At 71.8% G+C, this 13857-nt stretch carries 11 protein-coding genes; 3 read left to right on the forward strand and 8 right to left on the reverse strand.

Going from position 1 to position 13857, the window contains the following annotated elements; translation table 11 throughout:
- Nucleotides 1-7 precede the first annotated feature (7 nt).
- Nucleotides 8-490, reverse strand: a complete 483-nt coding sequence (locus tag P3T41_RS19285; RefSeq protein WP_280691192.1) for a MarR family winged helix-turn-helix transcriptional regulator — start codon at nucleotides 488-490, stop codon at nucleotides 8-10.
- A gap of 103 nt (nucleotides 491-593) precedes the next feature.
- Between P3T41_RS19285 and P3T41_RS19290 the strand changes: the two genes are divergently transcribed.
- The gene (locus P3T41_RS19290; protein ID WP_280691193.1) at nucleotides 594-1157 is read left to right on the forward strand and encodes a carboxymuconolactone decarboxylase family protein; all 564 of its coding nucleotides are present in this window, start codon (nucleotides 594-596) and stop codon (nucleotides 1155-1157) included.
- A 15-nt stretch (nucleotides 1158-1172) separates the two neighbouring features.
- On the opposite strand, the gene P3T41_RS19295 is transcribed toward P3T41_RS19290, so the two are convergent.
- Nucleotides 1173-2948, reverse strand: a complete 1776-nt coding sequence (locus P3T41_RS19295; RefSeq protein ID WP_280691194.1) for a GAF domain-containing protein — start codon at nucleotides 2946-2948, stop codon at nucleotides 1173-1175.
- Between the two features lie 159 nt (nucleotides 2949-3107).
- On the opposite strand from P3T41_RS19295, the gene P3T41_RS19300 reads away from it, so the two are divergent.
- Together P3T41_RS19300 and P3T41_RS19305 are read left to right on the forward strand one after the other, a co-directional pair.
- On the forward strand, nucleotides 3108-3992 hold the full coding sequence (locus P3T41_RS19300) for an SPFH domain-containing protein (protein WP_280691195.1): 885 nt from the start codon (nucleotides 3108-3110) through the stop codon (nucleotides 3990-3992).
- A gap of 32 nt (nucleotides 3993-4024) precedes the next feature.
- On the forward strand, nucleotides 4025-4258 hold the full coding sequence (locus tag P3T41_RS19305) for a hypothetical protein (protein ID WP_280691196.1): 234 nt from the start codon (nucleotides 4025-4027) through the stop codon (nucleotides 4256-4258).
- Between the two features lie 102 nt (nucleotides 4259-4360).
- On the opposite strand, the gene P3T41_RS19310 is transcribed toward P3T41_RS19305, so the two are convergent.
- The 6 genes from P3T41_RS19310 to P3T41_RS19335 form a co-directional block, all read right to left on the reverse strand.
- A complete protein-coding gene (locus tag P3T41_RS19310; RefSeq protein ID WP_280691197.1) occupies nucleotides 4361-4924 on the reverse strand; it encodes a dihydrofolate reductase family protein in 564 nt (187 codons plus the stop codon).
- A gap of 168 nt (nucleotides 4925-5092) precedes the next feature.
- Nucleotides 5093-8659, reverse strand: a complete 3567-nt coding sequence (gene cydD / locus P3T41_RS19315) for a thiol reductant ABC exporter subunit CydD (RefSeq protein WP_280691198.1) — start codon at nucleotides 8657-8659, stop codon at nucleotides 5093-5095.
- A gap of 9 nt (nucleotides 8660-8668) precedes the next feature.
- Nucleotides 8669-9721 carry a cytochrome d ubiquinol oxidase subunit II gene (gene cydB, locus P3T41_RS19320; protein WP_280691199.1) on the reverse strand — a complete coding sequence of 351 codons (1053 nt, stop codon included), beginning with the start codon at nucleotides 9719-9721 and terminating at the stop codon, nucleotides 8669-8671.
- 17 nt (nucleotides 9722-9738) lie between these two features.
- Entirely contained in the window at nucleotides 9739-11283 is a 1545-nt protein-coding gene (locus tag P3T41_RS19325; protein ID WP_280691200.1) for a cytochrome ubiquinol oxidase subunit I, read from the reverse strand.
- Between the two features lie 241 nt (nucleotides 11284-11524).
- Nucleotides 11525-12154, reverse strand: coding sequence for a Uma2 family endonuclease (locus P3T41_RS19330; protein ID WP_280691201.1), 630 nt, complete (start codon nucleotides 12152-12154; stop codon nucleotides 11525-11527).
- Between the two features lie 101 nt (nucleotides 12155-12255).
- Nucleotides 12256-13833 (reverse strand): HAMP domain-containing sensor histidine kinase, encoded by a 1578-nt coding sequence (locus P3T41_RS19335; RefSeq protein ID WP_280691202.1) that lies wholly within the window; start codon nucleotides 13831-13833, stop codon nucleotides 12256-12258.
- Nucleotides 13834-13857 lie beyond the last annotated feature (24 nt).

Below are 13857 nucleotides of genomic sequence, written 5' to 3' on the forward strand. Positions count from 1 at the left end.
CCACTGCCTACTGCCCGAACCACCCCGCCACGTCCAGCCGGAAGAACCCCGCCGGCACCATGGTCCGCAGGTCCCGCTCCAGCTCGCGCACCCGCTGCTCGCCCAACCGGGCCACCCAGTCGGCCCGCAGCCGCTCGAAGACGGCTGCGGAGCGGGCCAGCAGGTCCACGCCGCGCGGGGTGAGCCGGACCAACTTGCGCCGGGCGTCGAGCGGATCGTCGACCCGCAGCACGTAACCGAGCGCCTCCAGCCGGTCGATCGTCTTGCCGGCCGCCTGCTTGGAGACGCCCAGCCGCCGCCCCACCTCGCTCGCGCTCGCGCCCTGCGGGCCCACGGCCTGCAGGGCGAAGCCGTGGGCGGGGCGGGCGTCCGGGTGGCCCTGCTCGGCCAGTTCGGCGTGCAACTGGTCGATGATCGAGCGGAAGCCCGCGAAGAGCAGCAGTGGCAGCTCGAACCCGTGACTCTCCCGCTCCGGCGCGGCCTCGCTCATCGCGGACACCCCTTGCTCTCTCTTGCCTATATCGACAACCTGGTTTACGTTTTTAGTCAACCACGTTGTCCATTGCACGGCTTAACGAGGAGACCGATCCGTCATGTCCCGACAGTACTTCCCGACCCACACCGTCGAATCCGCCCCGGCCGCGGCCCGCGCCGCCATGGAGTCCACCCACCGCCACCTCGGCTACCTGCCCGGCGCGGTCGGCCTGATGGCCGAGTCCCCCGAACTGCTCACCGGCTTCCTCGACCTGAGCGCCCGCTTCGAGCGCAGCTCGCTGGACCCGCTCGCCCGCGAGGTGGTCGTGATGACCATCGCCACCCGCAACATCTGCCACCTCTGCGTGGCCATGCACACCGCCAAGCTCAGCAAGCTCGGCGCCGACCCCGCCGTGATCGAGGCACTGCGCGCCGGCACCCCGCTGCCCGACCCGCGGCTGGCCGCCGTCCGCGCGTTCACCCTGCACCTGCTCACCACCTCGGGCGCCGCCACCCCCGAAGCCCTGGACGGCTTCCTGGCCCACGGCTTCACCCCGCGCAACGCCCTGGACGTGGTGCTCGGCATCGGCACCTACACCCTCTCCACCTTCGCCAACCGCCTCACCGACGCCCAACCGGACGCCAACCTGGCCGAGTTCGCCTGGGAGCCCGCGACGGCGTAGTCCCCTGGCGCGAGTTCACAACCGCGCCGACCAGCGCACCCGAGCCCCCCGGCGGTCCGGCCCCGGCTCGTGCCAGGCGTCGCCGCCCAGCGCCTCGGCGCGGCGACGCAGGTTGGCCAGGCCGCTGCGGCGGCCGCCCTCGGGGATGCCGACGCCGTCGTCGGTGACCGTGAGCAGCACGCCGGGGCGGCCCGGGCGGTCCAGGGCCTCGGGGTCGCCGGAGACCGGGCGGCCGCCGTCGTCCAGGTGGACGGTGGCGTCGACCTCGACCACGACCCGCGAGGCACGGGCGTGGCGGGCCGTGTTGGAGAGCATCTCGCGGAGCGCAGCCAGGAGTTGACGGGCCGTCGCATCACCGACCAGGTGCTCCACCGGCCCGGCGAAGGTCATCGAGGGCTTGAAGCCGAGCGCGGCGGCGGCCTGGCTGCCCTCGCGCAGCACTCGGGTGCGCAGGGTGTCCGGCTGCTCGCCGTGGTCGTCGTGCTGGAGGGCGTAGATGGTGGTGCGGACCTCCTGGATGGTGGCGTCGAGTTCGTCCACCGCGTGGCCGATCCGCTCGCTCACCTCGGGGACGGCGGCCCGGCGGGCGGCGCTCTCCAGCATCATCCCGGTGGCGAAGAGCCGCTGGATGACCAGGTCGTGCAGGTCCCGGGCGATCCGGTCGCGGTCCTGGAAGACGGCCAGCCGCTGCTGGTCGCGCTGCCCCTCGGCCAGCCGCAGGGCGAGCGCGGCCTGCGAGGCGAAGGTGGCCGCGAGCTCCTTGGTGACGTCGCTGAACGGCCGGGCACCCAACGCCCGCCAGACCACCAGCCCGCCGAGCACCTGCCCGCCGGCCACCATCGGCAGCGCCATCGACGGCCCGTAGCGCCGGGCCAGGCGCATCACCAGCGCCGGGTCCTTCGACATGTCGTCGATGAAGACGCTCTCGCCGTCCCGCAGCCTGGCCGCGTACCCGGCCCCCGGGACCAGCTCGCCGATGACGTACTCGGCGTCCCGGCCCGATGCGTGCGAGACCCGCAGACCGCCGTCACCGGTGGGCAGCATGATCATCCCAAGTTCGGCGTCGGCCAGTTCGCGCACCCGCTCGGCCGCCACCGCCAGCGCGTCGTGCGCCTTGTCGGTGGAGAGCAGCGCGGTGGTGACCGCGGCGGCGCCGGCGATCCACCGCTCGCGGCGCCGGCCCTCCTCGTACAGCCGGGCGTTCTCGATCGCCACCCCGGCGGCGGCCGCGAGCGCGTGCACCACCTGGGCGTCCTCGGGCGTGAACCCGCCGCCGCCGCGCTTCTCGGTCAGGTAGAGGTTGCCGAACACCTCCTCGCGCACCCGGATCGGCTCCCCGAGGAAGGAGCGCATCGGCGGGTGGTGGGCCGGGAACCCGGACGCGCGCGGGTCCCGGGAGAGCTCGTCCAGCACCAGCGGCTCGGGATGGTCGATCAGCACCCCCAGGATCCCCCGCCCCGAGGGCAGGTCACCGATCTCGGCGGCGGTCGCGTCGTCGATCCCGACATGGATGAAGTCGCTCAGCCCGTGCCCGTTCGGCGAGATCACCCCGAGCGCCGCGTACCGGGCGTCCACCAGCTCGGCCGCCCCGGAGGCGATCCGTTCCAGCGTCGCGTGCAGGTCGAGCCCCGCCCCGACCGAGACCACCGCCTCCAGCAGCCGCTGCATCCGGTCGGTGACGGCCGCCGCGGACTGCAGGCGCTCGGACACCTCGGTCACCAGCGTGTCGAGGCCCAGCGAGGAGATCTCGGGCACCCGGTGGGGGGCGGGCTCGTCGGGGGTGGTCGCCATGCCTCGACCCTACTGACCTGAGTCGGAGTTTCGTCGGCAGTAGGCGCTGAGCCGCCGGTTCACCCGGAGGCGATGGGATGGCGATAGCCTCCGTAAAGTGATATCACTAAGCTAGAGCTTTAAAGATAGGTCACAGACCTCGACGAGGGCGGCGCTCCCATGACGACAGACCCGGCTCCGGCCACACCCCCGCTCACCCCGATCAGCGAACGGTCCGCGCGCGACATCCCGGGGTGGGCGCCCCTCGCGATCGGACTGGCCGCGATCGCTTCGGGCGTGGCATCGCACGGTGCGGACAGCTGGCTGCGCGTGGTCCTGTGGGTGGTCGGCGCACTCGCGCTGCTCGGCCTCACCCCGGTCTCGCCCGGCGAGGCCCGCGTGACCTCCCTCTTCGGCCGCTACACCGGGACGGTGCACACCACCGGCCTGCGCTGGGTGAACCCGTTCACGCTGCGGCGCAAGATCTCCACCCGGGTGCGCAACCACGAGACGGCCACGCTCAAGGTCAACGACGCCGACGGCAACCCGGTCGAGATCGCTGCCGTGGTGGTCTGGCAGGTCGAGGACAGCGCGAAGGCCGTCTACGCGGTCGACAACGTCGTGCAGTTCGTCGGCATCCAGGCCGAGACCGCGGTCCGGCACATCGCCACCAGCTACCCCTACGACGCGCGCACCGAAGACGTGCTCTCACTGCGCGTCCATGCCGACGAGATCACCACGCGCCTGTCGGCGGAGATCGGCGACCGCGTCGCGCTGGCCGGGATCGGCGTCGTCGAGTCCCGGATCACCCGCCTCTCCTACGCACCCGAGATCGCCCAAGCCATGCTGCGCCGCCAGCAGGCCGACGCGGTGGTCGCCGCCCGCGAGCGCCTGGTCCAGGGCGCGGTCGGCATGGTGCGCCAGGCCCTCGACTCGCTGAGCCAGGAGGGCATCGTCGAACTCGACGAGGAGCGCAAGGCCGTGATGGTCAGCAACCTGCTGGTGGTGCTCTGCAGCGAACAGGCGACCCAACCGGTCGTCAACACCGGTACGCTCTACCAGTAGATCAAGACAAACAGGACGAGCCCGAGCTGCCCATGAGCGACCGCAAGCAGATCCTGCTCCGCCTCGACCCCGCCGTCCACGACGCCCTGGTCCGCTGGGCCGGCGACGAACTGCGCAGCACCACCGCCCAGATCGAGTACCTGCTGCGCCAGTCCCTCTCCCAGGCCGGCCGGCTGCCCACCAACGTCGGTGGGCTGCCCCGCCGGGGCCGGCCGCCGAAGAGCACGGCGGGCCCGGAGGGCGAGTCCTCGGCGGACCCGGGCTGACCAACTACCGGTTGGGGCGAGGTGGTTGTGGATGCGCAAGATTGCAACAGAGAAAACGTCAGTGGCCGGCCCGTTCTTCCTGGGGCTCGGCGGACGAACCGCCTAACGCGCCACGCGGTAGCGGAGGTAGACGACTCCCGAGCTGAAGGTGCGGGTCTCGACGAGTTCGAGATCCACCCGGCGCTCGCGCTGGGGAAAGAACGGAATGCCGCCGCCGACCAGCACCGGGTAGACCCTGACCCGGTACTCGTCGATCAGACCCGACGCGGCCGCCTCGGCGGCGAGAACCGCGCCGCCGATCGCGATCTCGCCCTCCCCCGGCTCGGCTCGCAACCGCTCGATCTCCTCCGCCAGGCCGCCGGAGGCCAGGCGGGCATTGCCCTGCACCGCCGACAGCGTGGTGGAGAACACCACCTTCGGGAGCGAGTTCCAGAGCGCGGCCCACTCGAGCATCGAGTCGTCGAGCGATGGGTCCTGGTCGGCGGTCTCCCAGTACAGCATCGTCTCGTACAGCCGTCGCCCCAACAGGTGGACGCCGACCTTGCGTTCCTCGTCGGTGACGAAGCGGAAGACCTCCTCGTCGGTCTCCGTCCAGCTGAACTCGCCGTCCGGCCCGACGATGTAGCCGTCGAGTGAGACGCCCATCGAATAGGTCACGCTGCGCATCGGAAGTCCTCCTCGGTAACGGGTTCTACCGTACGACCGCCGGACTCGCCGGACCCTTCGCGGCTCGCGGGATTCCCTGGGCGGAGTCACCTCGCGAGATCATTTCGCTGAGAAACCCGAGGCTGGGGATCAACCGCCTTGGCAACCAGCGCGATTCCCTCCCTCGCGCTACACCCCTACCCCCACCAGCCGGTCCGCCGCCGTCTCCCGCTCCCACAGCGCTCGCAGCCGCCCGTCCTGACGTGCCGTCAACTCAGCCCAGCTGCCGCGCTCCACCACCCGCCCCCCGTCCAGCACCACGACCTCGTCCACACCCGCCGTCGCCAACCCCGCCAGGCGGTGGGTGATCAGCAGCGTCGCCCGGCCCTCGGTGGCCGCGAGCAGGTCGGCGGTGAGGGCATCAGCCGTGGGCAGGTCCAGGTGCTCCGCAGGCTCGTCCAGGATCAGCAGTGGGAAGTCGGCCAGCAACGCCCGGGCCAGCGCGAGCCGTTGGCGCTGGCCGCCCGAGAGGCGCGCGCCGTGTTCGCCGACCATGGTGTCCAGGCCGTCGGGCAAGGTGTCCACCCAGTCGAGCAGGCGGGCCGCGACAAGGACGGTGCGCAGCTCGGTGTCCGAGGCGGCAGGGCGCGCCAGGCGCAGGTTCTCGCGCAGCGAGCTGTCGAAGACGTGCGCGTCCTGGGCGCAGAGGCCGATCAGACCGCGCAGCGCGTCGCCGTCCAGTGCGCGGCTGTCCACAGCCTGTGGATGACCTGCGGCAAGGACGACAGAGCCGGAACGCTGGTCGAGCAGCCGGAGCAGCACATGCGCCAGCGTGGTCTTGCCGGAGCCCGACGGCCCGACCACCGCGACACGCCGGCCGGCGGCGAGGTCCAGGTCGACGCCGTCCAGGGCGAGCGCCTGCTGCCCCGGCCACGAGGCGCGCAGCCCGCGCACGGCCAGCGGGAACGGGTCGGCGGGCGCCTGAGCTGGGGCGGCCGGCTCGGCCACCAGGTCCGGGGTGTCCACCATCTCGGTCAGCCGCGCCGCCGCCGCCCGGCTGCGCTCGCGGATCTGCACCGCGCCGGGCAGCCCGGTCACCGCCTCGAACGCGGCCAGCGGAGTGAGGATCACCAGCGCCAGGCTGAGGCCGTTCAGCGAGCCGGACCGCACGCCGGCCACGCCCACCACGGCGCAGGCGACCACCGTCCACCCGGTGAGCAGGGCCATCAGGCCCGCGCCGAGCGCCGTGGTGGTGGCCGAGCGGGCGGCGAGGGAGGTCAGGCGGGCGTCGGCGGCCCGGACGACGCCGAGGCGGGCAGGCAGCGCGCCCGCCACGGTCAGCTCGGCGGTACCGGTGCAGGTGTCGACCACGGCGGTGGCGAGTGCACCACGCGCGGGAGCCTGCTGACGCTCCGTCCGACGGGAGAGACGGGCGGCCAGCACGGGGACCACGGCCCCCGCGAGCAGCAGGCCGACCGCCAGCGCGATCCCGGCGCCCGGCAGCAGCAGGGCCAGGCCAGCCGAGGCGGCCAGCGAGACGACCAGGCCGACGGCGGCCGGCAGCCGCCAGCGCAGGTACCAGTCCTGCACCACGTCGACGTCCGCGACCAGCCGCGACAGCAGGTCACCGCGCCGGAAGGCGGGCAGCGCGGTGGGCGCCAGCCGCTCCAGGCGGCGGTAGACGGTCACCCGCAGGCTGCCCAGGGTGCACAGCACGGCGTCGTGCGAGACCAGGCGCTCGCAGTAGCGGAAGAAGCTGCGGCCGACCCCGAAGGCGCGCACCGAGGTGACCGCCATCATCAGGTAGAGCACGGGCGGCTGTTGGGAGGCCTTGGAGATCAGCCACCCCGAGGTGGCCAGCAGCGCCACCGCGCACCCGAGCGCCAGGCTGCCGAGCAGCACGGCGAGTGCGAACCGGCGCCGGGCCCGGCCGGCTTCGGCGGCGGCGAAGAGCGCGGCGACGCGGCGCAGCGGGGCGCCGGAGGCGGCCAAGGTAAGGGCCGGGACCGGGACCGGGGCCGGAGAGGCGGCGCTCTGCTGCGGCTCAGCGGCCACCTGCGGCACCAGCAATGTTTCACGTGAAACATCCGCTACCTGAGGCACCGTCAGCTCCACCCGCCGCTCCGCCACCGCCAGCAGCGCCGGCCGGTGCGCCACCAGCAGCACGGTGCGCGCCGGGTCGGCCGCGAGGGCGCGCACCGCCTCGACGATCGCCGCCTCGCTCTGCGCGTCCAGGTTGGCGGTCGGCTCGTCGAGCAGCACCAGCGGACGGTCCGTCAGCAGCGCTCGGGCCAGCGCGAGCCGCTGGCGCTGGCCTGCCGACAGCCCGGCCCCGTCCTCGCCGAGCACGGTCTCCAGCCCCAGCGGCAGCCGCCGCACGAAGTCCAGCGCGTGGGCGGCGGCGAGCGCGGCGCTCACCTCGGCGTCGGAGGCCTCCGGGCGGGCCAGCCGGACGTTCGAGGTCACCGTGCCCGCGAACAGCTGCGGGTGCTGCGGCACCCAGGCGAGCTGCGAGCGCCAGGACTCGGGTGCCAGCTCCGCCAGGTCGTACGAGCGCCCGTCGGCGGCGGTGACCGTGACGCTCCCGGCGTCCGGGCGGACGAAGCCGAGCAGGACGGCGAGCAGCGTGCTCTTGCCCGCGCCGCTGGGTCCGGTGACCGCGGTCGTGCTGCCCGGCGGCAGCACCAGGGCCGCACCGCGGAGCGCGGGTGCGGTGCGCCCGGGGTGGGTGACCGTCAGCGGGCCGACCGTCACGGTGGCGCCCGCGAGCACGGGGGCGGGGACGGTGCCGATGGCCGGCAGCGGGGTCTCCAGGACGGCGAAGACCTCCTCGGCCGCCGCCAGCCCCTCGGCGCTGGCGTGGTAGAGCGCGCCGACCTGGCGCAGCGGGAAGTAGACCTCGGGTGCCAGGATCAGCACCAGCAGCCCGGTCTCAAGACCGAGGCTGCCGTCGACCAGCCGGAATCCGATCGAGACGGCGACCAGGGCGACCGAGATGGTGCTCAGCAGCTCCAGGGCGAACGAGGAGACGAAGGCGATCCGCAACGTGCGCAGGGTGGCCCTGCGGTACTCGTCGGTGATCCGCTTGACCGCCTCGGCCTGGGCCTTGGCCCGGTTGAAGACCTTGAGCGTGGGCAGCCCGGCGACCACGTCCAGGAAGTGGTGCGAGAGCCGGGCCAGCGAGCGCCACTGGCGGTCCATCCGGTCCTTGGTGGCCCAGCCGATCAGCACCATGAAGAGCGGGATCAGCGGCAGCGTCCCCGCGATGATCGCCGCACTCTCCCAGTCGGCCCCGATGATCCGGGCCAGCAGCACCGCGGGCACCACCACCGCGAGCGCGAGCTGCGGCAGGTAGCGGGCGAAGTAGTCGTCCAGCGCGTCGACACCCCGGGTGGCCAGCGTGGTCAGCTCGCCGGTGCGCCGGCCCGCCAGGTAACCGGGGCCCAGCGCGGTGGCGTGCTCCAGCAGCCGGCGGCGCAACTGCGACTTGACCCGGGCCACCGACCGATGGGCCGTCAGCTCGGTGAGCCAGGCGACCAGCGCCCGGCCCACCGCAGTGGCCGCGAGCAGCACCAGCGGGGTGCCGAGCGCTGCCAGGCCCTGGCCGCGCTGGAAGCAGCGGACCACGATCTCGGCGATCAGCGTGGCCTGGGCGAGCACCAGCACCGCGCCGAGAGCGCCGAGCAGCACCGAGCCGGCCAGGAAGGCCCGGGTGGTGCGGGCCTGGGCGAGCAGCCTGGGGTCGACGGGCCTCATGACGGCGGCTCAGCTCTCGGCGGCAGGAGCGGCGGGAGCTGCGGGACCGGCCGGACCGGCCGGCCGGCCCGACGGGATGTGCTGGACGCCGATCCGCTTGCGGAACACCCAGTACGTCCAGCCCTGGTAGAGCAGCACGAGCGGGGTGAAGACGGCCGCCACCACGGTCATCACCTTCAGCGTGTAGGGCGCCGAGGAGGCGTTGGAGACCGTCAGGCTCCACGCCGGGTTGAGCGTGGAGGGCATCACGTCCGGGAAGAGCGACAGGAAGAGCATCGTGACGGCGGCCACGATGGTCAGCCCGGAGAGGATGAACGCCCATCCCTCGCGGGCCAGTTGGTTGGCCGCCAGCGCGCCGAGCAGGGCGAGCACGGCCACCACCAGCGCCGCCAGGCTCCAGCCGTCACCCCGGTGGACCTGGGTCCAGGTCAGGAAGGCCAGCGCCAGCACCGCCGTCACCAGGCCGAGCCGAAGTGCCATCGCGCGGGCCCGGGTCCGGATGTCGCCGACCGTCTTGAGCGCGGCGAAGACCGCGCCGTGGAAGGTGAAGAGGAGCAGCGTGGTCAGGCCGCCGAGCAGCGCGTACGGGTTGAGCAGATCGCCGAAGCCGCCGATGTAGTTCTTCTGCTGGTCGATCGCCACGCCGTGCACGATGTTGCCGAAGGCCACCCCCCAGAGGAAGGCGGGCAGCAGCGAGGTCCAGAAGATCGCCTGCTCCCAGCCGTTCTGCCAGCGCTCCTCGGTGCGCTTGTGCCGGTACTCGAAGGCCACGCCACGGATGATCAGGCAGACCAGGATGATCAGCAGCGGCAGGTAGAACCCGCTGAACAGGGTGGCGTACCAGTCCGGGAAGGCGGCGAAGGTGGCGCCGCCGGCGGTCAGCAGCCAGACCTCGTTGCCGTCCCAGACCGGGCCGATGGTGTTGATCAGCACCCGGCGCTCCGCCCGGTCCCTGGCGAGCAGCCTGGTGAGCACACCGATGCCGAAGTCGAAGCCCTCCAGGAAGAAGTAGCCGGTCCAGAGGACCGCGATCAGGACGAACCAGACGTCATGCAGCTGCATCTCTACTCTCCCCGGGCTCAGTAGGCGAAGGCCAGCGGGCGGTCGGCGTCCTCGTCGGAGCCGGGGCCACGCAGCCTGGGGTCCTTGGCGGGCGGGCGTTCGTCGACGTCCGGACCGGCCTTGGCGTACTTCGCGAGCAGCCGGACCTCGATCACCGCGAGCACCGCGTAGAGCGCCGTGAACGTGCTGAAGGCGATGACCTGGGTGCCCACACCGACGTTCGGGGAGACCGAGTCGGCGGTGGTCAGCAGGCCGAAGACGGACCAGGGCTGACGGCCCATCTCGGTGAAGATCCAGCCGAAGCTGTTGGCGACCAGCGGAAAGCCCATGGTCAGGATGCCGATCCGCCAGCTCCACTTGGTCAGCGTCGGGCCCAGTTCGCGGGTGCGGGTGAGCATCAGGCGCGGCGGCTCGTCCTCACCGGTGCGGAACTCCGGTGCCAGGAACCACTTCTTGCGGGTGGTCCAGAGCCCGATCGCACCGGCCACGAAGGAGGTCATCCCGAAGCCGATCATCAGCCGGAAGCCCCAGTAGGTCACGAAGATGTCGGGGATGTAGTCGCTCGGCTTGCCGCCGTACTTGGCGGCCTCGGCGGCGGCGGTGTCGTTGATGCCGGGCACCGGCGAGTGGAAGTCGCTCTTGGCGAGGAAGGAGAGTATCCCGGGGATCTCCAACTCCACCGAGTTGTGGCCCTTCTGCACGTTGCCGACCGCGAAGATCGAGAACGGCGCGGGCGCCTGGGTGTCCCAGAGGGCTTCGGCGGAGGCCATCTTCATCGGCTGCTGCTCGAACATCACCTTGGCCAGCGTGTCCCCGCTGAGCGCGGTGCCCAGGCCCGCGACCACGGCCAGCACCAGGCCGAGCCGCAGCGAGGTACGCATCGAGGCGGTGCGGCGCTGATCCGCACTCGCGGGCTTCCGCTTGGCCTTCCACAGGTGCCAGGAGGCGATGCCCACCACAAAAGCGGCGCCGGTCAGGAAGGCGGCGGTCAGCGTGTGGAAGACCACCACCAGCGTGGTGTCCTGGAACAGCACCTTTCCGATGTCGGTGAGCTGCGCCCGCTTGGTCACCGGGTCGATGGTGTAGCCGGTCGGGTGCTGCATCCAGGAGTTGGCGGCCAGGATGAAGTACGCGGAGAGCATCGTGCCGATCGCCACCAGCCAGATGCAGGCGCAGTGGATCTTCTTCGGCAGCTTGTCCCAGCCGAAGATCCACAACCCGATGAAGGTGGACTCGAAGAAGAAGGCGATCAGCGCCTCCATCGCCAGCGGCGCCCCGAAGACGTCCCCGACGAAGCGCGAGTAGTCCGACCAGTTCATCCCGAACTGGAACTCCTGCACGATCCCGGTCACCACGCCCATGGCGATGTTGATCAGGAAGAGCTTTCCCCAGAACTTGGTGGCGTGGAAGTACTTCTCCTTGCCCGTCCGCACCCAGGCCGTCTCCAGCCCGGCGACCAGTGCCGCCAGACTGATCGTCAGCGGCACGAAGAGGAAGTGATAGACGGTGGTGACCCCGAACTGCCATCGCGCGATGGTGTCGTGAGCGATCGCTAGCTGCACTTCGCCCTCTTCCCTTCGATCCGACGCCCGATCTGGTCTGGTTTGATCCAGATCCTGCCTCACCAACCGGACAAAAGCGCCGTTTGTCGCAAGCGGCACCAATACCGGTCAAGCTTGCGAGCTTGTGAACGTGAACACTTTCACAAGCTCGCCGTTGGAGACAGTATGCCGCACACCTGTGCGGCCGCCGGAGGCGGGGGTGGGGTGAAGGGAAAGCGGAACGCTCGTGAATATGTGAAGGTCAGGCCTGCGACTGGTCGGCCGGGGTCGGGGTGCCGGTGATGTCCGGGCCGATCACGAAGCCCTCGGCCGGACCCTCGGGGATGACGGCTTCCTCGCCGTAGGGGGTGCGGACGGACCGGGCGTAGGCGCCGCGCTCGGGGTCGGGGCCACTGAGGACGGTGACGGCGCCGGCGCCGTCATGGTCGTCGATGATCACGTAGACCGGGATGTCGGCCTGGGCGTACGCGCGGTGCTTGCGGACACGATCACGCTGGCGGGCTTCCGCGCCGGGGGAGACGGTCTCCACGACGAGTCCGACACCGGAGGCCAGGGCCCCCAGTCCCTCGGGGTGCTCGATCTCCTCGACGTCCTCCGGTGCGACGAAGACGTCGGGAATGAGGACCTTGAGGTTGTGGATGACGTTGATGTCCTGAGCCGGTGCATACCCGCTCCCCCGCAGGAAATCGTGCAACGCCAAGGCGAGCCGCTGATTGACCTTGCCGTGGCGAAGCCGTCCGGTCGGTGACACCTCGATGGCTCCCTCGATGATCTCCGCGCGGAAGCCCTCGGGAACATCCATGGACTTCCACAGCTGCCACAGGGCCTGGTCCAGGTCCATGGTGATCACCTCGGTCGCGAGCGCCGTCATGAGGACACCTCTCCTCCCGTCCAGTGTCAGCGGCGAGGCCACCGTGACACAAGCCGCAGCCGTACGATCACACACCGATGGCCGCGCGCAAGAGGCTTCGCCTACTCACCACTCGAACGAGGCAGCGTCAGCCGGAACGTCGCCCCCGCGCCGAGGGCGGTGTCCAGGGTCAGCATGCCGCCGTGAGCCCGCGCGAAGGCGGTGGCGATGGCGAGGCCGAGGCCGGCGCCGCCGCCCTCGTGGCGGCTGCGGGAGGCGTCGACGCGGTAGAAGCGCTCGAACACCCGCTCGGCTTGACTGACCGTCAGACCCGGTCCTGAGTCGGCGACTTCGAGGACGCAGCCGTCGGTGCCGGCGCCCACGCCGATCCGGACGGCGGTGCCGCGCGGGGTGTGTTTGACGGCGTTGCCGACCAGGTTGGTGACCACCTGGCGCAGCCGGGCCTCGTCGCCGAGCACGGCGGCGGCGCCCGGCGAGCCGCTGCCGCCGGGACCGGTGAGGGAGACCGGACGGGTGGGGTCGAGCGCGGTGAGGTCGTGCAGCGCGTCGGCGGCCAGCGTGCGCAGGTCCATCGGGGCCAGGTCGAGCGGGCGTTCCTCGTCCAGCCGGGCCAGCGTCAGCAGGTCCTCCACCAGGCCGCCCATCCGGACCGCCTCGCTCTCTATCCGGTCCATGGTCCGCTTGACGTCGGCGTCCGAGGCCAGCGCGCCCATCCGGTAGAGCTCGGCGAAGCCGCGGATGCCCGCGAGCGGGGTGCGCAGCTCGTGCGAGGCGTCCGCGACGAAACGCCGCATCCGCGCCTCCGAGGCGGCCTGGGCGGCGAACGCGGACTCGATCTGGTCGAGCATCCCGTTCAGTGCCAGGGAGAGCCGGCCGACCTCGGTACCCGGCGGCAACTCCGGCATCCGGTAGGAGAGTTCACCGGCCGCGATCAGCTCGGTGCCGCTCTCGATCCGGCGCAGCGGCTTCAGCCCGGCCCGCACCGCGAAGGTGCCGAGCCCGGTGATCAGCAGCAGTACCACGCCGCCGATCGCGAGGAAGGCATGGCCCAGCCGCTCGACGGTGGTGTGCACGTCGTCCAGCGAGACCGTGACCAGCACGTAGGACGAGAAGGTGGAGCCGGGCGACGGCGGGGTGGTGCGCGTGATCGGCAGGATCAGCGCCCGCCAGGTGGTGTCCCGGTCGCCGGGCAGGTCGAAACCCTTGCCGAGGTGGGCGGCCACGGTGGCAGCCGTGATCGAGGAGAGGTCCGGCTCGGGGTCGTTGACCTCCATCGGCTGGCGGTACGAGCGGATCACACTGCCGTCGGCGGCGAGCATCCGGACCTCGTACTGGCTGGGCAGGCCGCCCGGGCTCTGCAACCGCCGGGCGCCGTCGTCGGTGGGCGGGCTGGTCGGCGGTCCCTGCTTCACGGTGCCGCCGGCGCCCGCCGTGTGCTGGCCGCCCCGGTGCGCGAGGGTGGTGCCGAACTGCTTCAGCTGCTGGTCGATCCGGCCGGTCAGCTGCTCGCGCACGGTGCCGAGCACGATCACGTCGCTGACCACCAGACCGGTGGTGACCAGTACCAGGGTCAGCGCCAGCAGCCGGGCCCGCAGCGAGAACCGCCCGGTGCGGCGCAGCACGGCGCTCGGGCGCAGGCCCAGCAGACGACGCGGCACGAAGGAACGCAGGGCCCTCACAATTCGTCCACTCCAACGACGCAG

It is taken from the genome of Kitasatospora sp. GAS204B (genome assembly GCF_029892155.1).
Taxonomy (GTDB): Bacteria; Actinomycetota; Actinomycetes; order Streptomycetales; family Streptomycetaceae; genus Kitasatospora.

Excerpts from the sequence above, each read along its gene's own strand:
- P3T41_RS19295 (WP_280691194.1), bottom strand. The coding sequence starts at position 2,948 with ATGGCGACCACCCCCGACGAGCCCGCCCCCCACCGGGTGCCCGAGATC.
- P3T41_RS19300 (WP_280691195.1), top strand. The coding sequence starts at position 3,108 with ATGACGACAGACCCGGCTCCGGCCACACCCCCGCTCACCCCGATCAGC.
- P3T41_RS19285 (WP_280691192.1), bottom strand. The coding sequence starts at position 490 with ATGAGCGAGGCCGCGCCGGAGCGGGAGAGTCACGGGTTCGAGCTGCCA.
- cydB (WP_280691199.1), bottom strand. The coding sequence starts at position 9,721 with ATGCAGCTGCATGACGTCTGGTTCGTCCTGATCGCGGTCCTCTGGACC.
- P3T41_RS19330 (WP_280691201.1), bottom strand. The coding sequence starts at position 12,154 with ATGACGGCGCTCGCGACCGAGGTGATCACCATGGACCTGGACCAGGCC.
- P3T41_RS19310 (WP_280691197.1), bottom strand. The coding sequence starts at position 4,924 with ATGCGCAGCGTGACCTATTCGATGGGCGTCTCACTCGACGGCTACATC.
- P3T41_RS19305 (WP_280691196.1), top strand. The coding sequence starts at position 4,025 with ATGAGCGACCGCAAGCAGATCCTGCTCCGCCTCGACCCCGCCGTCCAC.
- cydD (WP_280691198.1), bottom strand. The coding sequence starts at position 8,659 with ATGAGGCCCGTCGACCCCAGGCTGCTCGCCCAGGCCCGCACCACCCGG.
- P3T41_RS19290 (WP_280691193.1), top strand. The coding sequence starts at position 594 with ATGTCCCGACAGTACTTCCCGACCCACACCGTCGAATCCGCCCCGGCC.